At 39.6% G+C, this 18,514-nt stretch carries 14 protein-coding genes; 7 read left to right on the top strand and 7 right to left on the bottom strand.

The window, feature by feature from the left end; all coding sequences use genetic code 11:
- Window positions 1–363: 363 nt before the first annotated feature.
- From VB693_RS01640 to VB693_RS01630, 3 genes are all read left to right on the top strand, one after another.
- The gene (locus tag VB693_RS01640; RefSeq protein WP_323264778.1) at window positions 364–2,220 is read left to right on the top strand and encodes an NAD(P)H-quinone oxidoreductase subunit F; all 1,857 of its coding nucleotides are present in this window, start codon (window positions 364–366) and stop codon (window positions 2,218–2,220) included.
- 116 nt (window positions 2,221–2,336) lie between these two features.
- Window positions 2,337–3,839: an NADH-quinone oxidoreductase subunit M gene (locus VB693_RS01635; protein WP_323264777.1), complete on the top strand. Its 1,503-nt coding sequence runs from the start codon at window positions 2,337–2,339 to the stop codon at window positions 3,837–3,839.
- Window positions 3,840–3,952: 113 nt separating this feature from the next.
- Window positions 3,953–5,083 carry a CO2 hydration protein gene (locus VB693_RS01630; protein ID WP_323264776.1) on the top strand — a complete coding sequence of 377 codons (1,131 nt, stop codon included), beginning with the start codon at window positions 3,953–3,955 and terminating at the stop codon, window positions 5,081–5,083.
- A 259-nt stretch (window positions 5,084–5,342) separates the two neighbouring features.
- On the opposite strand, the gene VB693_RS01625 is transcribed toward VB693_RS01630, so the two are convergent.
- From VB693_RS01625 to trpS, 5 genes are all read right to left on the bottom strand, one after another.
- Entirely contained in the window at window positions 5,343–6,311 is a 969-nt protein-coding gene (locus tag VB693_RS01625) for a hypothetical protein (RefSeq protein WP_323264775.1), read from the bottom strand.
- A 3-nt stretch (window positions 6,312–6,314) separates the two neighbouring features.
- Window positions 6,315–7,442 (bottom strand): AAA family ATPase, encoded by a 1,128-nt coding sequence (locus tag VB693_RS01620; protein ID WP_323264774.1) that lies wholly within the window; start codon window positions 7,440–7,442, stop codon window positions 6,315–6,317.
- Window positions 7,439–8,566, bottom strand: a complete 1,128-nt coding sequence (locus tag VB693_RS01615; protein WP_323264773.1) for a DUF262 domain-containing protein — start codon at window positions 8,564–8,566, stop codon at window positions 7,439–7,441. Before VB693_RS01615 ends, VB693_RS01620 begins: the two co-directional genes overlap by 4 nt.
- Window positions 8,567–8,735: 169 nt before the next feature.
- Complete coding sequence (locus VB693_RS01610; protein ID WP_323264772.1) at window positions 8,736–9,671, bottom strand: methylenetetrahydrofolate reductase; 936 nt, start codon at window positions 9,669–9,671, stop codon at window positions 8,736–8,738.
- A 212-nt stretch (window positions 9,672–9,883) separates the two neighbouring features.
- Window positions 9,884–10,891: a tryptophan--tRNA ligase gene (gene trpS / locus VB693_RS01605; RefSeq protein WP_323264771.1), complete on the bottom strand. Its 1,008-nt coding sequence runs from the start codon at window positions 10,889–10,891 to the stop codon at window positions 9,884–9,886.
- 407 nt (window positions 10,892–11,298) lie between these two features.
- Between trpS and pip the strand changes: the two genes are divergently transcribed.
- The 3 genes from pip to VB693_RS01590 all read left to right on the top strand — a co-directional run bounded on the left by pip (window position 11,299) and on the right by VB693_RS01590 (window position 14,170).
- A complete protein-coding gene (pip, locus tag VB693_RS01600; protein ID WP_323264770.1) occupies window positions 11,299–12,237 on the top strand; it encodes a prolyl aminopeptidase in 939 nt (312 codons plus the stop codon).
- 284 nt (window positions 12,238–12,521) lie between these two features.
- Window positions 12,522–13,118, top strand: coding sequence for a PEP-CTERM sorting domain-containing protein (locus VB693_RS01595; protein WP_323264769.1), 597 nt, complete (start codon window positions 12,522–12,524; stop codon window positions 13,116–13,118).
- Window positions 13,119–13,429: 311 nt separating this feature from the next.
- Window positions 13,430–14,170, top strand: coding sequence for a DUF429 domain-containing protein (locus VB693_RS01590; RefSeq protein ID WP_323264768.1), 741 nt, complete (start codon window positions 13,430–13,432; stop codon window positions 14,168–14,170).
- A 159-nt stretch (window positions 14,171–14,329) separates the two neighbouring features.
- Here the strand turns inward: VB693_RS01590 and glgP are convergent, their stop codons facing one another.
- Both glgP and VB693_RS01580 read right to left on the bottom strand, forming a co-directional pair.
- On the bottom strand, window positions 14,330–16,894 hold the full coding sequence (glgP, locus tag VB693_RS01585) for an alpha-glucan family phosphorylase (protein WP_323264767.1): 2,565 nt from the start codon (window positions 16,892–16,894) through the stop codon (window positions 14,330–14,332).
- A 408-nt stretch (window positions 16,895–17,302) separates the two neighbouring features.
- On the bottom strand, window positions 17,303–17,488 hold the full coding sequence (locus VB693_RS01580) for a hypothetical protein (protein ID WP_323264766.1): 186 nt from the start codon (window positions 17,486–17,488) through the stop codon (window positions 17,303–17,305).
- 430 nt (window positions 17,489–17,918) lie between these two features.
- Here VB693_RS01580 and VB693_RS01575 point away from each other — a divergent pair, with 430 nt between their 5' ends.
- A complete protein-coding gene (locus tag VB693_RS01575; protein WP_323264765.1) occupies window positions 17,919–18,047 on the top strand; it encodes a hypothetical protein in 129 nt (42 codons plus the stop codon).
- Window positions 18,048–18,514: the final 467 nt, after the last annotated feature.

The following is an 18,514-nucleotide window of genomic DNA, read 5'->3' as shown; positions in this document are numbered from 1 at the left end:
CAGAGTCTGTAAGCTTTGCTGTCTCTGGTTTCTCTACAGTTTGTAGTAAGTATCAAGGCTAAATGAAAAATATATAAGAATATATAAGTTTTTTAAATAAGCTCTATAAAATTATGTTTTTAAGGTAGAAACCAAGAGTTTAAATCACAGAAAATATGCAGAATACAAATGTTTTAACACAAATAAGCTTGACTTTAATGGCAGTTTTTGTAGGGGAAATTTAAGTAAAATATACTCATCTAAGAGTTTAATAAAAAAATTAAAAAAAGCATAGTTTTTGAGAAAAATTAATTTGTTTTAGTAAATGATGGTTTTAAGGGTTTTAAGAAAATTTAAGGCTGAGTCTTCAAGGGAAATCAATAAATGAATCAGTTTCTATTTGCAACAAGTTGGTGTATGCCTTTTTATAGTTTGTTAGGCGCACTCATAACCTTGCCGTGGAGTATAGGTATCATCCGACGAACAGGGCCAAGACCTGCGGCGTATTTCAACTTGTTGACTACCCTTTTAGCTTTTGCTCATAGCCTCTTAGTATTTAAGGATATTTGGAATAGGGAACAAGAAAACTGGGTCATTACTTGGTTTCAAGCGGCGGATTTAAATTTATCCTTTGCTTTGGAAATTTCACCGGTTAGCATTGGGGCAACAGTTTTAATCACAGGGTTGAGTCTACTAGCGCAAATCTATGCTCTAGGTTACATGGAAAAGGACTGGGCTTTAGCAAGATTTTTTGGACTAGTCGGATTTTTTGAAGCTGCACTGAGTGGTTTGGCTTTTAGTGACTCTTTATTCCTCAGCTACGCACTATTGGAAGTTTTGACACTTTCTACCTACTTGCTAGTGGGATTTTGGTACGCACAACCCCTAGTAGTAACAGCAGCAAGAGATGCGTTTTGGACAAAACGAGTGGGAGATTTATTACTACTAATGGCAGTAGTGACACTTTCCACCTTAGCGGGTAGTTTGAATTTTTCTGACTTATATGAGTGGGCGCAAACAGCGAGTTTAGACCCAGTAACCTCAGCATTGTTAGGTTTGGCTTTGATTGCTGGCCCAGCAGGTAAATGCGCTCAGTTCCCCTTGCATATGTGGTTAGATGAAGCAATGGAAGGCCCTAACCCGGCTTCAGTCATGCGGAACTCTTTGGTGGTAGCGGGTGGTGCTTATATATTGTATAAACTACAACCGATTCTGGCTCTCTCACCTGTCGCATTGAATGCTTTACTGATTATAGGTAGCGTGACAGCAGTGGGAGCTAGTTTAGTTGCTCTAGCTCAAACGGATATAAAACGTGCTTTGTCCCATTCTACTAGTGCTTATATGGGATTGGTATTTTTAGCAGTGGGACTAGAGCAGGGGGGTGTAGCCCTGATGTTGTTATTAACCCATGCGATCGCAAAAGCATTATTATTTATGAGTTCTGGCTCAGTCATTTTTACTACCCACAGCCAAGACTTGACAGAAATGGGTGGTTTATGGTCTAAAATGCCGGCAACTACTACAGCCTTTATAGTTGGTTCAGCCGGGATGGTGACAATATTACCACTGGGTAGCTTTTGGGCAATGCTAGCCTGGGCTGATGGCTTAGTGAGAGTTTCCCCCTGGGTGATTGCAATTTTAATCTTAGTCAACGGGTTAACCGCCTTAAACTTGACACGGGTATTTAGATTAGTGTTTTGGGGTCAACCGCAACAAAAAACCCGTCGCGCTCCGGAAGTCGGCTGGACGATGGCTTTCCCAATGGTATCACTGACAATTCTGACGTTAATATTACCTCTGATGCTACAGCAATGGTACTTACTCCCAGCTTGGGAAAGTATTGATTGGTATGTGGTTTTAGTATTGGTTTCTTCTACGGTAGCTGGGGTAGTCATCGGGTCAACCATTTATCTGCACAAAGCTTGGTCTAGGTCAAGAATTATGGCTTGGCGAATGATGCAAGACTTATTGGGTTATGACTTTTACATTGACCGCATTTATCGCCTCACCATAGTGAGTACAGTATCCATACTATCGAAAATTTCCGCGTGGAGCGATCGCTATTTAGTTGATGGCTTGGTAAACTTAGTCGGTTTTGCCACGATTTTCAGTGGACAAGGCTTGAAGTACAGCATTTCGGGTCAATCCCAAGGATATATGTTGACCATCCTAGCGGTAGTCAGCGTCCTGGGCTTTTTCATTAGCTGGTCATTAGGCTTATTAGATAAGTTGCCTTTTTGAGTGCTGAGTATTGAGTATTGGGTGGAAAAACTGGAAGAGAGGAAAGTTAAAAGTATTTATTTATCTCTTGTCACCTGTCACCTGTCCCCTGTCCCCTGTCCCCTGTCACCTTCCTTATGCTAAGTGTATTAATTTTTGCGCCATTGTTGGGTGCGCTGTTAGTTGGTTTATTACCTGCTGGCGTGAATGGGAAAATTTCCCGGAGTATCGGGTTGATTGTTGCAGGATTAATTTTCTTGTGGACTGTCATATTGGCTAGCCAGTTCAATCCAGGGGAAGTTAACCAACAGTTTAGTGAGTTTTTACCCTGGATAGATGCGTTGGGATTAAATTATAATCTAGGAGTAGATGGGCTATCCTTGCCTTTGCTGTTGTTGAATGGATTATTGACTGGTATAGCTATCTACAGCACCGATGAATCTCTACAACGTCCTCGGTTTTATTACTCTTTGATTTTGGTGTTGAGTGCTGGAGTAGCCGGAGCATTTATTGCCCAAGATTTACTGCTATTTTTCTTGTTTTACGAGTTGGAATTGATTCCCCTGTATCTGCTAATTGCTATTTGGGGTGGTGCGAAAAGAGGTTACGCTGCTACAAAATTTCTGATCTATACTGCGGTTTCGGGAATCTTGATTTTAGCTAGTTTCCTGGGTATGGTGTGGCTGAGTGGTGCTGACAGCTTTTCCTTAACAGCATTAGATGCTAAATCTCTACCGTTAGCTACCCAGTTGCTACTCCTAGGGGGAATTTTAATTGGTTTTGGCATCAAAATGCCCCTAGTTCCCTTTCACACTTGGCTACCAGATGCTCACGTTGAAGCTTCTACGCCGATATCTGTGCTGTTGGCTGGTGTATTGTTGAAACTGGGGACTTATGGCTTGTTGCGTTTTGGGATGGACTTGTTACCAGAAGCCTGGGCATATTTAGCCCCTTGGTTGGCAGTTTGGGCAGTGGTGAGTGTGTTGTATGGCTCATCCTGTGCGATCGCTCAAACTGATATGAAAAAAATGGTAGCCTATAGTTCTATTGGTCACATGGGCTATATCTTACTAGCAGCCGCATCTGCCACACCATTAAGCACCTTGGGTGCTGTGATGCAGATGATTAGCCACGGTTTAATTTCTGCCATGCTGTTTTTACTGGTGGGAGTTGTGTATAAAAAAGCTGGTAGCCGTGATTTAAATGAGATTCGTGGACTGCTGAATCCAGAACGGGGTATGCCTTTAATTGGTAGCTTGATGATTATAGGCGTGATGGCTAGTGCTGGTACTCCGGGAATGGTAGGATTTATCTCAGAATTTATTGTGTTTCGGGGCTCTTTTGCTGTATTTCCGGTACAAACGCTGGTATCAATGCTGGGTACAGGTTTAACGGCGGTTTACTTTTTAATTCTGGTCAACCGTGCCTTTTTTGGACGGTTGTCTGAGCAAGTGATCAACCTACCTAGAGTTTACTGGAGCGATCGCATTCCTGCCTTTATCTTAGCTGCCCTGATTGTCATTTTTGGTATCCAACCAGCTTGGTTAGTACGTTGGTCTGAACCAACAATCACCGCTATGGTAAACGTAGAACATACAGTTGCCACTGTCTCCTTAGAGTCAACAAAAAGCCAAAACTAAATATCCAGTGTTTAATAATTGGTAATGAGTAATAGGAAAATAATTACCCATTACCAAATAGCCATTAATTAAGAAAAATAATTAAAAAAAATTTTATTTTTTGGAGAATTACAATGGTAGCTATTAAAAAGAAGCAGAATCATAATCCTTTAGCTGAGTATATTCAACGCCTCCAAACAGGACAAGCTTTACTGGCAGACAGTCCACAAAATGTCTTAGAAGTTGTAGGTATCCTCAAAAGCTATGGGGTAATTATAGATGCTTATTCAAAGAACTTGATTTATATTTCTGAAAATCAATTTTTAGTATTTTTCCCATTTTTTAAATATTTTAATGGTGAAATTAATTTCCAAAAATTACTTCGTCATTGGTGGCACGACAGAATCAATTTTGAGTATGCAGAATATTGCATGAAAGCCATGATGTGGCATGGTGGCGGCGGTTTAGATGCTTATTTAGATACTAAAGAATTTCAAGAAAGAGCAGAAGCAGTTATCAAAGCAAAATTTGGCATCAATCCCTTGATCATGGGTTTGAATCAACTGTTTCCCGACTTTTTAACTGAACAGTTACGGATGTCTGCTTACTACAGTGGGTTGGGGCAATTTTGGCGGGTCATGGCTGATATGTTTCTAGACTTATCAGACCGCTATGACCGAGGTGAAATTAAAACTATTCCCGACGTTGTAGAACATATTAAAGCAGGGTTAGTAGCGGATGCTTTAAAGCCAATTACCTACGCTGTGAAAATTAATAAAAAAGTCTATGAAATTATTCCTCAAAGTTTGGGGTTGACTTTTTTAGCAGATACCGCAATACCTTATGTAGAAGCAGTATTCTTTAGAGGTACGCCATTTTTGGGAACAGTTTCATACAACGCCCAAGGTTATCAAGTTCCACCCGATCAATCTCGATTCCAATATGGGGCATTATACGCTGATCCGTTGCCTATTGGTGGTGCAGGTATTCCGCCTACATTGTTAATGCAGGATATGCGTCATTATCTACCAGAGTATCTGCACGAAGTTTATCGGCGAGGTTTACGGGGTGAGGATGATTTGCGTGTGCAGATTTGTATGACTTTCCAAAAATCTATGTTTTGTGTGACTACAGCCGCGATTTTGGGATTGATGCCTTATCCTGCGGATAGTGAAGAAGCATCTGAGCAAGAGGCTAATCGAGTTTATTTAGAAAAATGGATGGATAGGTTACAAAATTCACAGTTGCTGAATGTGAATAAGTAAGGTTGCGGGGGGAGTTTAAACGCAGAGGAGGAAGGAGGTAGGCGCAGAGTTTCGCGGAGAATTAAGCTTCTGGTTCAACGCCGAGCGATGGCGTAACCGCCCAGCGTAGCTGATCGCAATTGAGCAATCAGGCGATCGTTCCTTTGACGTTCTTGTTCTGCTCTTTCCTCACCAGTCATAAGACTACCTTTGCAGGAGTAAGGGTTGTTTTTTAGTTTAGCAGTGGAAAATAAGAGGAGCGATCGCAGTGCTTTTTTTGCTAAGTTTTATATTTCACAGTAGGAAGATGACGACCAATATAACCAATGATGACTTTTCCTGGTTCTTTTGGAAAGAAGTGAATTCGCCAGTTACAAAACTTCAATTTAACGTGTCGTTCAAATAGGCGTTCTTTACGATCAGGACAATAGAAAGTTCTTTCTTTGGAATATTTATCCAGGGTTGGTTTACTTTCCCCCGATTCCTCGATAGGATATCCATCAAGATTGAAATAGCCACTATTCCAGTTTTTACAGCCTTTCTGAAGCTCAAATAATATGTTCACAACAGGCTGTAATTCCACCTGCCTAATACGAATATCTTCCAACTGTTTTTTAACAACTTCACAGAATTCTAAATTAGGAAACAATTCTTCTCTACGATTCCAAAGTTGCACCCCATCTCTAACTTCCTGATAAATACGCTCTTGAATTTTTTCAATCAGAACTGCGTGTTCTCTTATATGACTGCTACGACTAGCATGAATAATATCTACGAGTTCATCTATCATCTCCTGATCTTGATCAAGCCATCTAAATTCTAATTCTATGTAGCTACTATCCCAACATTCCTCAGAAAGTAAGCTAATTGCTATTGTATTAATTACATAAGCAATACCCAGTCCAATAGCCACTTCTCCTTGATAACGAAATTCAGATAAACTGGTATTATTTTCAATATCTTGGATATACAAATTTGGAATATCGGTTGAGAAAGGTGCTTTAGTTGCAAGAGTTTTGATAAAAACTCTCTCAACTTGATCTGCGTCATTTAGCCAGGAACGAAGAGGATAGTTAGGTGCAAGTATCGTTGTATGGAAATTTTCTTTCGTGCGAAGGCTTACCTTTACCCCTTGAGCTTTAACTGCTTTTATAGTCTTAATTAGCTCAGACATTCTTTGCTGTGCTATTTGCTTATTGGGAGCCGGATTTCGCAGAGACAATTCATTTAATATCAGGTCAAAATCCACCTGTCACTCCCCCGCAGGCTCCAGTAAAATATCTAAGCTTTTTTCCCATTCATCAAAGAAACCATCAGGCCATTTGTCAATTCTTCCGTTTCTATCAATATGTGGTGATACTACGTGTGTAAAAGCGCGTCTTCTGTCCTCTTGTCGCTGAAAATAATGTAATTGAACATCATTAGGCTTTATTTGTCCTGCATGAACAGCAAGACGAATACCATTTAAAATATGATCACTATGAGTTTCTAATACTACTTGAATCCCACAACTAGCTGCAAGAGATAATAATTCACCCATTCTGACTTGTCCTTTAGGATGTAAATGCGCTTCTGGATTCTCAATCAGAATTATTGTACCCGGAGAAGATGCTAAAATTGCTACAATAATCGGTAATGTATAACTAATTCCAAATCCGACGTTCGTAGTACGATACGGATTACTATCCCCATAAAAATATTGCAAACTCATCAAACCTATGTCTGAATTTGAGTTGATTTTAATTCTTGTGCCAGGACTAACTTCTCTCATCCATCCTTCAACCTGGCTACTAAGAGTGTTAGATTTTGCCATTGGATGTCTTAATTTACTCAGAAGAACATCTTTATCTTGATTGATTGCTAAAAAATGTGCCGTATATTCGCCTCTAGAACCTAGCTGTCCTAGCCGTCGTGCTTGATAATCTGACATATCGTAAGATGTTCGTGGGCCGAGTCGTTCTGCCTGTAAGTAATGAAATCTCTTATTAAAAAGACTTTTTGATTTATAAACACCCGCATCAATCAAAGATTGTGAATCCAAATTGTTTAAAATATCTGCTTCTGTTTTAATTTGGTCATAGATAAAATACCAAATACCTTTTTTTTCATCGTTCCAAATAATCTCAAAACCAAGATAATCCTCTTTAGCTCTTTCACAAAAGGCATCTTTGGCAGTACCAATACGTACTAATTCGCCATTCAAGGCTAAACCAATATTTGGCAACAATTCTTGTTGATAAGATTGACGCAGCAACAATAACGATTGCAGTACGGAAGATTTTCCTGTGCTATTTAGACCAGAAAGTAAGGTTAGTGGTTTAAATGCAAGTATCTGGCTTTCAAAAGCTTTATAATTGCTCAATTTCAGAGAAGTAATCATGATAATACCTTTTTAATAATTTTCTCAACTGTTTCAAACCTATGCTCAATTTTATTTTTCACTTGCGATATCGATGATAGAAATTCTGCATCGTTATCAACATAATTAACAAAAGTATTCATGAGTTCTTGTCTTTTATATTTTAATATTTCAATATCTTCTATACTTAGAATGCTAAGATTTACAGACCAAACCTCAAATAAAGATTTATTGAGGGGGAATTTCCTTTTATTTTTATGAGAAATCTTACGAAAAGAATTATTATTGAAAATTTCAAATGCTGCAACCATCGCTTTCTTAAAGTCTTTTTCTATCCTGACGATCTCTTCATTAGTAAGATGATTTATTCTTGATAAAGCTTTACTGAAGAATGACTCTCTAGTTTCATCTTGATATTCTTTATAAGAAATTAGATAAAAAGCAAGAAATCCTAATACGAACTCCCTATCATCCATCCTCTTCCTCTTTGATTCACTGAGATCAACAACACGTTTAAACTCTGAGAAAGAAGATAATTTTGCCACCAGTTTTATAGCTTGTCCAGGATTTAAAGCATGTCGTAATTCTTGATTGGAAAGAGGTACACCTCCAGTATTAATTCGTTTAAAAATATTATATTTTACTTCTAAAGGTGTACCCTTTTCAATTAAATATACTGTAACTTGAGTTTCTAAAATACGACGTTGATATCTCCGTTCTAATTCATCATATGTTTTATCTTTAAGCTCTTTTAAGTATTCTAACCCAACTAATTTAAGTCTTTTATCACTTTTATCAATCACAAATTGTTTGAGTGCAGACAATCTTTGTAATCCATCTACAACTACCCATTCATCTTCATTAGTAGCATCAATATAAAAAGCAGGCAATGGAATTCTAATTAAAATAGATTCAATCAATTTACTTTTTGCCTCTAGAGTCCATATATTAGCTTGTCTTTGGAAGTCAGGTGCTAAATCAAGTGCAGATTCGTCAATTCTTCTCAATAATTGCTCAATAGTTGGCTCTCTAGTAACAATGTTAATTTTCTCAGGATCATACTGAAAGGTAAATTTTTCCTCTTGTTCTTCATAATTATTTTCTTCATCTGCTAATTCTGATTTGTAGTTATTCAAATCTGTCACAGCGATTACTCCTTGGTATTAACATACATTTGTTCACTCAGTTTGGTAATGCTTGGTGCTATTACATCAATGAAAAAAGATTATTGACTGAACTATTTTAATCCTACTGTTTCTTCAAATGATAGAGACGCAAAATTTTACGCCTCTATCTAGCTAGCCTGTTACTGGCTTACTTCACTACCACCTGATTAACTGATTCTACTCCCGCCAAATCTAAAATCTTCGGAATCAAATCTTCCCGTTTGACTGCCATCATGTGGACACCATGACACAATTGCTGCGCTATCTGCACTTGTTCGGCAGCAATTTTTACGCCTTCCTCTAGTGGGTCTTTGGCTTTTGCTAACCTATCAATAATGTGTTCAGGTATATTTACACCTGGAACGCACTTATTAATAAATTGAGCATTTTTTGCTGATTTCAATAGAAAAATTCCCGCCAAAATTGGTTTGTTATGGGTTGAAGCTATCTTATCCATGAACTTTTCTAGTTTTTCAAAATCAGTAATTAATTGACTTTGAAAAAATTGCGCCCCTGCTTCAATTTTACGTTCAAAGCGACTTTGCAAACCTGACCAACTGGCACACTGCGGGTCTACGGCTGCACCTGCAAATAAATCTGTTGCACCATCAGTCAAGGATTTATCGTTGCAATCGACACCTTGATTCATTTTCCGAATTAGTTGCAATAGTCGCACTGCTTCTAAATCAAAGACAGCTTTCGCTTCGGGATGATCGCCTGCTTTTACTGGGTCGCCGGTCAAAGCTAAAATATTACGAATACCAAGGGCGTGTGCGCCCATGAGGTCGGCTTGTAAACCAATACGGTTGCGATCGCGGCAAGCCATCTGACAAATTGGTTCAATCCCATTTTGTAACAAAATCACTGAAGCTACCAACGAAGACATCCGCAACACTGCACGGCTACCATCGGTAATATTGACAGCATGAACCCTCCCCTTAAGGGTCGCCGCCATTTCAATCATGTGGGTGGGATTTCCCCCTTTTGGTGGTGCTACCTCGGCGGTAACTAAAAATTCTCCCGCTTGCGCGGCTTTACGGAAGTTATTCAATGTACTATAGCTAGGGCTATGGTTATGTTCCATAACGTTGATAAGTGGTTTCTCTTCAAGGGTATTATGAATCACACCTCAAAGAGAAATTGTTAGGGACTGGGAACTGGGGACTGGGGACTGGGGACTGGGGACTGGGGACTGGGAAGAAGTAGGTGAGAAAAACTCTCTACTCAGCACTCAGCACGGGCTAACGCCCCGCTACCGCTAACAGCACTCAGCACTCTCTACTCAGAACTCAGCACTCACAAAGGCATTGAATAGCCTAATGCAGCTTTTACATCTCTTAGGGTTTGGTTGGCGATGGCTTCGGCTTTTTCTCTACCATCACGTAACACAGACTCTAGATAACCTTTGTCATCCATGATTTGCTGATATTTTTCTTGGATGGGTTTTAAAGCATTAATTGCTGTTTCAGTGAACAATGGCTTAAATTGTCCCCAGCCCATATCTTGACACTCAGTCGCTACTTCTTCCTTGGTCTTGCTAGAGAGTAGCATATACAACGTTAGCAAGTTGTTGCACTCTGGGCGTTCTGGGTCGTCAAAGGTTAAACCGCGTATTGGATCGGTTTTACAACGTTTAATTTTATTCGCAATTTGATCTGGTGGGTCTAAAAGATTAATCCGGCTTAACTCTGAAGGATCGGATTTAGACATTTTACGCGTCCCATCCGTGAGACTCATTACTCTTGCGCCTTCCTTACGGATTAAAGGATCTGGCAATTTCAGCACAGGCTGATCCTTGGCGAATTGGTGATTAAATCTGTTGACAATATCCCGTGTCAGTTCTAAGTGTTGTTTTTGGTCTTCACCCACTGGCACTTTATCAGCTTGATACAACAAAATATCAGCCGCCATCAGCACTGGATACATTAACAAACCTGCACCAACATTTTCCCCTTGCTTAAGGGCTTTTTCTTTAAACTGAATCATGTCTTGCAGCCAATTCAGGGGTGTGATGCAGTTGAGCAACCAAGCCAGTTCACTATGGGCTGAGACGTGGGATTGAATAAAGATGTTGGAGTGATTTAAGTCAATACCACAGGCTAAATAAAGCGCAGCAATTGTATAACTATCTGCTGCTAAGGTCGCTGGATTATGCGGTACAGTAATCGCGTGTAAATCTACGACACAAAAGAAATTATCATACTGGTCTTGGATTTCTACCCAGTTACGAATTGCGCCTAAGTAGTTACCCAAGTGCAAATTACCCGTTGGTTGAACTCCAGAAAGAACACGCTGCTTACCCATAAATTATAAGTTTATTGATCTCAAATACCCACCGTGGAAAGTGGCGATGGCAAAACACCTTTCATTTTGACATTTTCCAGGGTAACTGGGGATTATATCTGGGTCACATCTGGGTCAAACATCAGATTTTCTGTTTATTTTAACCAGTAAGTTTTAATAAAAATCACAAAATTAGCCTTAATTAGGATTAACAATATTACTATATGCGCTTTAATGTTGCTTGGTGGCGCGATGGACTACGCCCCACCCCAGCGCATACTTATACACCATTGTTTTTGCAGATATCACGCAAGAAGTAGGAAGTATTTGATTTGTTCTGCTGCAAAAATTATATTCTTAAGTTAAATACATCATCCCTTAGATACGGTGTCGGCTTCCTAAACCATCAAAAATAATTACATATAAAAATGCGTGAACTTTATCCACTCATAGAACCTTATAAAGAAGGAAAGTTACAGGTTTCCGAATTACATACTATTCATTTTGAAGAATCAGGTAATCCCCAAGGTAAACCAATCGTTTTACTGCATGGAGGCCCTGGTGGTGGGTGTCCGCCATTTTATCGCCAATATTTTCATCTTGAAAAGTGGCGTTTAATTATGTTTGATCAGCGTGGGTGCGGTAAAAGTCAACCCCATGCTGAGTTACGAGAAAATACCACTTGGGATTTAGTTAATGATATTGAAAAACTGCGATCGCATTTAGGCATAGAAAAGTGGGTGGTTTTTGGTGGTAGTTGGGGTAGCACTTTATCATTAGCCTATAGCCAAACCCATCCAGAGCGTTGTTTAGGGCTAATTTTACGCGGTATATTCTTGCTCAGACAAAAAGAGTTACGTTGGTTTTATCAAGAAGGTACTAGTTATCTTTTTCCTGATGCTTGGGAGGAATATCTCAAGCCAATTTCTGTAGATGAACGGGATGATTTGCTCACAGCTTATTATAAACGGTTGACTAGCCCAGATTTACAAGTTAGGCAAGCAGCAGCGCGGGCGTGGTCAATTTGGGAAGCTAGCACTAGTAAATTATTTACAGATACCCAGCTAATCCATAATTTTGGTGAGGATGAATTTGCTGATGCCTTTGCTCGCATTGAGTGTCATTATTTTATTAATAAAGGCTTTTTGGAAACCGATGATCAATTATTATTAAATGTTGGACGGATTCGACATATTCCTGCTGTGATTGTGCAAGGACGTTATGATGTAGTTTGCCCAATGATATCAGCTTGGGAATTACATCGTGCTTGGCCAGAAGCAGAATTTATTGTTGTTCCTGATGCTGGACATTCGATGAGTGAAGTGGGGATTCGTAGTGCTTTGATTGCGGCTACGGATGAATTTTGATGTATTTTATACTTGATGGCAAAAAGAAAATTGTCTTCTCAAAAGAGACGCACTCAAATCAAGTAGGCTTTTCACATCAGAATAAGTGTCTAAAAACACATTGTAAATTTACGGTTAAGCAATTAAGCTGTTATATGAAGGTTGTTTGAGTTTTTACTTAAAAAACTTAAATTTCCTTGTGTTTTTTTGAGAATTTTGAAAGAGTAAAGGTGATCAATCTTACGAATAAGGTTGTTCTCTAGATTCAGATATTGACTGGGTTTATCAACTTTGGAGTCATAACCATGAAAAATATTTTCACCAAAATTGTGGCGATCGCCGCAACCAGTGCAGCTACTGTTACACTTGCTGCTGGTGTAAACAATCCGGCTCAAGCGGTTGATTTCAACTTTAACTGGCAAGGTAATGCTGGCTATTCTGCAATAGGTTCATTCAGTTATGATGAGACTACAGCACCAACAATTATTTCTGAAAGTGGTGCTGGCCCGACTAATTTTTTACAATCGCTGAATGTCTCTTTCTTCGATCCATCTAATAATATTTTGGGAACTTATAACACGGTTAGTGCTGGAGTATCAGAATCTAATTTCTTTACTTTCAACTTTGATACTTCTACTCAGTCATTGTTTGGCCCCTTTGACATAGGCGGTGGAACTGGTGTAATTGGAGAATATTTCTTTTCGGGAACGGTTGGTGATTCTTTAAGATTGCGTATGGATGTTGATCAAATAGCAACCTCAATATTAATAGATGAAAATTCTGGTTCAATTCAAGTATCCTCAGTTTCAGTTCCTGAACCTACTGCTATTTTGGGTTTACTAGCACTTAGTGTGTTAGGTATAGGTTCAAATTTAAAGAAAAAAAATCAACTATCTTGTTAGAAGTTGCTGTTGTTTAATTAAATTTTGTGATTCTTTTGAAAGAGAATACATCATTTATTGAAAGTGTGTTACTGCTAAGATTATAAGCAAACATCTTCCAGGTATTAGCTTAGTTTAATAATATTATGATAGCTACACCTTGAAGAAGTTTGCTAGACAAAATTTCAGCAACACACTTTTTTTTGTCAGCTATATCATAAAATCAATCTTATTATCAACTATTGTGAAATTCCCGGTTTTATTGGACGGGTCATGGCTAACGATTTCCCATTCTTCAGTTACGGTTGCATCAGTTCTGTTATGTGCAGTTTATGAAATTTATTGGGATTGATTTTGGTTGGAAGTCTCAACCGAGTGGTTTATGTTGTCTGCAATTAATTGAGGGCAAATTAGAGATAGTTGACTTAGAACGGAAAGATGCGATCGCAGATATCCTAACTTGGATAGATACCTGGGTAGAACCAAATCAACCAGCACTCATCGCCGTAGATGCGCCTACCCTCATTCCTAACCCTACAGGTAGTCGTCTTCCTGATAAACTAACTCACAAATATTTCGGTAAATATCACGCCGGCTGTTACCCTGCCAACCAAAATCTTCCCTTTGCCGATCGCACGATTAATTTTGGCTTAGAATTAGAATCCCGTGGCTTTGCCCATGCACCCGAAATTACACCACAAATACCGGGTAGATATCAGATAGAAGTATTTCCCCATCCCGCCATAGTCAATTTATTCGGCTTAGAACGCATTCTTAAATACAAAAAAGGACGCATCAGTGAGCGTCGCTTAGAATTAATTAAACTTTATCAATATATTGTCGAGATTCTGCCCAAGTTTGAACCATTTTTGTGTCTGGGTAATTTGCTGACTGATGAAATTCCCTATACAGGAGCAGAACTCAAAGCCACAGAAGATAAACTAGATAGCCTGATTTGTGCTTATATGGCTGCTTACTGGTGGTATTGGGGTGAACAACGTAACTTGGTGTTAGGCGATCGCACTACAGGTTACATTGTCATCCCTAAATCAGTGCTGAGTGCTGAGTTATGAGTTATGAGTTATGAGTTATGAGTTGTAATTCAATACTCAAAACTACCCACAAAAGAGTAGAACTCAAACCCACGAAGATGAACTAGATAGCCACTCACTACTCACTACTCAGCACTCAGCACTCAGCACTCAGCACTCACCACTCAGCACTCACTACTCTTACTCAGCCCAAGCAATCAAGCGAGGTTCATAAGCACTAGACAAATGTGGGTGTTTTGGCAATACCCGCAAGGACAAGCCTTGTAAACCAGAGGTGGTATAAATGATATCAGCAGTGTAAACACTTAATCCTTGCGTATCCTGTCCCTGGTAATCCATGACGACAGGTGTAGCGTTGACAATATCGCCGTTGGCATCAATTGAACCTTGATATAGTTCTACTTGCAGATCGTCATTTGTTAAAGTTGCCAAATCAACCTTAGCTTTTACACCAACGGTTTGATTAACTTCAATGTCTGCGGCGACAGATACGTCAATATCTTTGATTCTGATATTAAACCAATGTTCGCCGAGTTTAGCCTTCCAATCTGCTAGTTCTTTAGCTGGAACATAGTTGTCAGAGGTTAAGGTATGGTAGCGATCGCTAGCTGGGAAATAAGACCTTTGTGCATATTCTCCCACCATCCGCGCTGTATTGAAGAAAGGACAATTCAACTGAATTGCGTCTTTCATTTTGGCAACCCAAGGACGGGGTAAGCCATCAACATCGCGGTGGTCATAGAATAGCGGGACTACCTCTTTTTCCAATAAATCATAGAGAGCGTTGGCTTCTACTTCATCTTGGTAGTTGGGATCTTCGTAGTTTTCGCCGTGGCCAATTGCCCAACCTGTGCGGACGTAATCGGCTTCATCCCACCAACCATCTAGCACACTGAGATTAGGCAATCCATTCATGGCTGCTTTCATCCCACTAGTACCAGAGGCTTCGCGGGGACGACGGGGTGTATTTAACCAGATATCGCAACCAGCTACCATCAACCGGGCAATGTGAATATCATAGTTGGGAACAAAAACTATGTGTTTTTCTAGGTGTTGTTCAGTGATGAAGTGATTGATTTCGCGGATAAGTTCTTTACCGGGAATGTCTTTTGGGTGTGCCTTCCCAGCAATCACGAATTGCACTTTCCGCTCTTTATTGCCTAATAAGATCCGTTTAATACGTTCAATGTCCCGCATCCACAGAGTAGCACGTTTGTAGGTGGCAAACCGCCGAGCAAAACCAATGGTTAAAACATTGGGATCAAGGACTTCTTGGGCTTGGGCAATTTCTGAGGAGGACGCACCACGATCAAGTAAATGCTTGACTAAATGATCCCGCACATACAGAATCATATCCAAACGGCAACGCTCGTGATTGCGCCACAACTCTTCATCAGGAATGGCATTCATGCGTTCCCATAGCGGGCTATCGGGTGCGGCTGATGACCAATTTGGGCCTAAATAGCGATCGTATAACTCCTGAGTGGGTTTGGCGACACAACTACGGGCATGGACACCATTGGTAATGGCTGTAATTGGTACTTCTTCTACGGGGACTTTTTTCCACAACCCTTGGAACATTTGGCGCGACACTACACCATGCAGTTGGGCAACACCATTAGAACAGGTTGCCATCTTCAAGGCTAGCACTGCCATACTAAAGGGCGCGGACAAGTCACCTGTATTCTCGCGTCCCAGTCCTAAAAATTGCTCTTTGGGTAAGTCAAAAATATCTGCGTAGTAACCCAGGTAGTGAATAATTTTGTCGGGGGGGAACAAGTCAATCCCCGCCGGGACAGGTGTATGGGTAGTAAAGATATTGCTGGACATCACCACTTGTTTAGCTTGCGCGTAGCTTAATCCCTGCTCTTGAATCAAGATGCGGATGCGCTCTAGGGCTGAGAAGGCGGCGTGACCTTCATTCATGTGGTAGGCGGTCACGTCATAACCCAAAGCTTTTAATAGCTGTACACCGCCGATACCCAGCATGATTTCCTGGTGGATACGCATATCGATGTCGCCACCATAGAGCTGATCTGTGATGTCGTGGTCGTAGGGGTTGTTTGGTTCAATGTTGGTATCCATCATATACAAGGGTACTGTTCCCACCTGTACCCGCCAAACCCTAGCGTATACCTTGCGCCCTGGATAATCTACGGCAATCCGCAGTTCAGAACCGTCGGCATTGCGTTCTAGGTGCAAGGGCATATTGTAGAAATCGTTAATGAGATAACGTTCCTGCTGCCAGCCGTCGACATTGAGATACTGAGCAAAGTAGCCTTGCTGGTAGAGTAAACCCACTCCCACCAGAGGTAAACCCAAGTCACTGGCAGATTTGAGGTGATCTCCTGCCAGTACACCCAAGCCTCCAGAGTAGATAGGTAGACAATCTACCAGTCCAAATTCAGCCGAAAAATAGGCGTAGCATTCCTTTGGTTTCTGACTGCGCTGTTTCTGATACCAAGTGCGCTCTTGCAAATAGTCTTCTAATTGACGAGCGGCACGATCCATCTGCGCCAGGAAGCCTTCATCTTCCACTACTTCCACAAGCCGTGCTTGGCTGATCGTACCCAGCATCAATACTGGGTTGTGATGGCTAGATTCCCACAGATCGGGGTCTAAACGACGAAATAAATCTTTAGTCTCAACATTCCAATCCCAGTGTAAGTTGTATGCCAACTTCCGCATTGGTTCGAGTCGTGACGGTAGTGAAGGAGAAACGTTGAATGTGCGAATCGGCTGCATAGGTTAGCAAAGTTCCTAGTTTTAGCTATGGCTATTGTTGACTGTCTTTACCCACTGTTGCCAATTCTTTATACTATGTTTGTAAAAATGTCATGACTTTGTTAAGCATTGAAATTTACACGCATCTATTGGCTATTAGTTCATACTAATAGTATTTTGCTATATGCTCACACTGAAAATTTATACTTAATTTTATTAAAATTTAATTATTTTCTGAAGATATTCGCAATTATGCAGCGATTTCGCTAAGAATACTTAATTTTCTTTGATATGGTTGCGAAGTTATCTTTTTGCTCATGATCCCAAAATAATAATTATATTTATTGAAGAATCTAGATCAAATCTGTTATTGAGGCGATCGCCTCACTCGGTGTTATTAAATTTCATGTACTCAGAGATGCTGGATCTTCAGTATTTTTTGACATAGGTAAAAGCAACGACGGTAGAAAAAGCAATTTCTGCTACGGCTTGATCCGCTAGTTTGATGCTAGATTGATTTTCTTGAGTCAGGGAAAGTAAGTTTTTTGACGACGTGACTATCGCTGTACTTTGTCCTGATGCTATCGCTCGTTGCAGAATAATCAAAGCATCCACATCTGCTGAATCATATTGCTTTGCCGGAGCGTGTTAATTTCATGTTTGAGTATTTAGTATATTTTCGTGATTCTTCGTTCTCAACCTACACCCCAACAGATGAGTTATCTACAACAAAGGCGTAAACATCATATTTTCGCCATTATTGAGAATAAAGACATATTGTAAGTTAGCAATTCACTCTTTATTAATCATAGAAAATGTATTTTTATTTACAGACAGAAAAAGACAAATATTGAATACTATGTCATTAATAATATTCTCAATTCTCCAATTTATTCTATGTCACCAATATTAAATAAAATTCTTTTATTGGGGTTGCTTCACATAAAATAAAGTGTGTTATGCTGGGAAGCAATTATTGTCAAAATCGATCCATCTAATTAAAAGTGTCATTTCGTCGTTAATTTATAAATCATCTGTGTGCAACATGATTAGAGCAGACTACTCTAGAAATTCGTTGCAAGAAAGTCGTCATAGCGATCGGGGAAAAGCTTACTTGTTTGCACCGATGGTAAATTTTAATGTGATGGCTGAAGTTGGAGATACTCCACCCTAACTTGTTTGTGTTTTAAATAAAAAAAATAACCAAAATACAACACAAATATAATTTGTGCGTGTAGGTAAAACTTTTTGTGCAATTCATACAACCTGTATAAAATTAGTGGTGTTGACTCAATCTTGTTAAATTGGGCTAGAAAATGACTGGATTTACAATTAATTGTCACTAAATTTTCGCCTGTTTATACAAGGATTACTTGTCTAGCAAAGCCAATTTTATAACCGAGTAGGCTGAAAAAAGCTCTGTAAATACCTCAGTTTTGATTTGTGAATCAGTGCAATTATGTTGTTGGTACTGATAGATCAAGACTGTCACAAATTATTGTGTTTTCAGATATACCAAGCACAATTTACTCAATTGATGTGTAGATTTTCCATATATCAATTAGGGCGTAATCTTAATAACTACCCAGGTCTTAAATTAAGTAAATTAGTTTACCCAGTAAGGAAGAATTTACTGGAAAT

The organism is Anabaena sp. UHCC 0399 (assembly GCF_034931465.1).
Taxonomy (GTDB): domain Bacteria; phylum Cyanobacteriota; class Cyanobacteriia; order Cyanobacteriales; family Nostocaceae; genus Trichormus; species Trichormus minutissimus.
The sequence above is the reverse complement of the archived record's forward strand: the minus strand, read 5'-3'. Positions and strand labels throughout refer to the sequence as shown.

Coding starts and splice junctions, on each gene's coding strand:
- pip (WP_323264770.1), top strand. CDS start 11,299: ATGCGTGAACTTTATCCACTCATAGAACCTTATAAAGAAGGAAAGTTA.
- trpS (WP_323264771.1), bottom strand. CDS start 10,891: ATGGGTAAGCAGCGTGTTCTTTCTGGAGTTCAACCAACGGGTAATTTG.
- VB693_RS01630 (WP_323264776.1), top strand. CDS start 3,953: ATGGTAGCTATTAAAAAGAAGCAGAATCATAATCCTTTAGCTGAGTAT.
- VB693_RS01590 (WP_323264768.1), top strand. CDS start 13,430: ATGAAATTTATTGGGATTGATTTTGGTTGGAAGTCTCAACCGAGTGGT.
- VB693_RS01595 (WP_323264769.1), top strand. CDS start 12,522: ATGAAAAATATTTTCACCAAAATTGTGGCGATCGCCGCAACCAGTGCA.
- VB693_RS01640 (WP_323264778.1), top strand. CDS start 364: ATGAATCAGTTTCTATTTGCAACAAGTTGGTGTATGCCTTTTTATAGT.
- VB693_RS01635 (WP_323264777.1), top strand. CDS start 2,337: ATGCTAAGTGTATTAATTTTTGCGCCATTGTTGGGTGCGCTGTTAGTT.
- glgP (WP_323264767.1), bottom strand. CDS start 16,894: ATGCAGCCGATTCGCACATTCAACGTTTCTCCTTCACTACCGTCACGA.
- VB693_RS01610 (WP_323264772.1), bottom strand. CDS start 9,671: ATGGAACATAACCATAGCCCTAGCTATAGTACATTGAATAACTTCCGT.
- VB693_RS01620 (WP_323264774.1), bottom strand. CDS start 7,442: ATGATTACTTCTCTGAAATTGAGCAATTATAAAGCTTTTGAAAGCCAG.
- VB693_RS01575 (WP_323264765.1), top strand. CDS start 17,919: ATGATTAGAGCAGACTACTCTAGAAATTCGTTGCAAGAAAGTCGTCAT.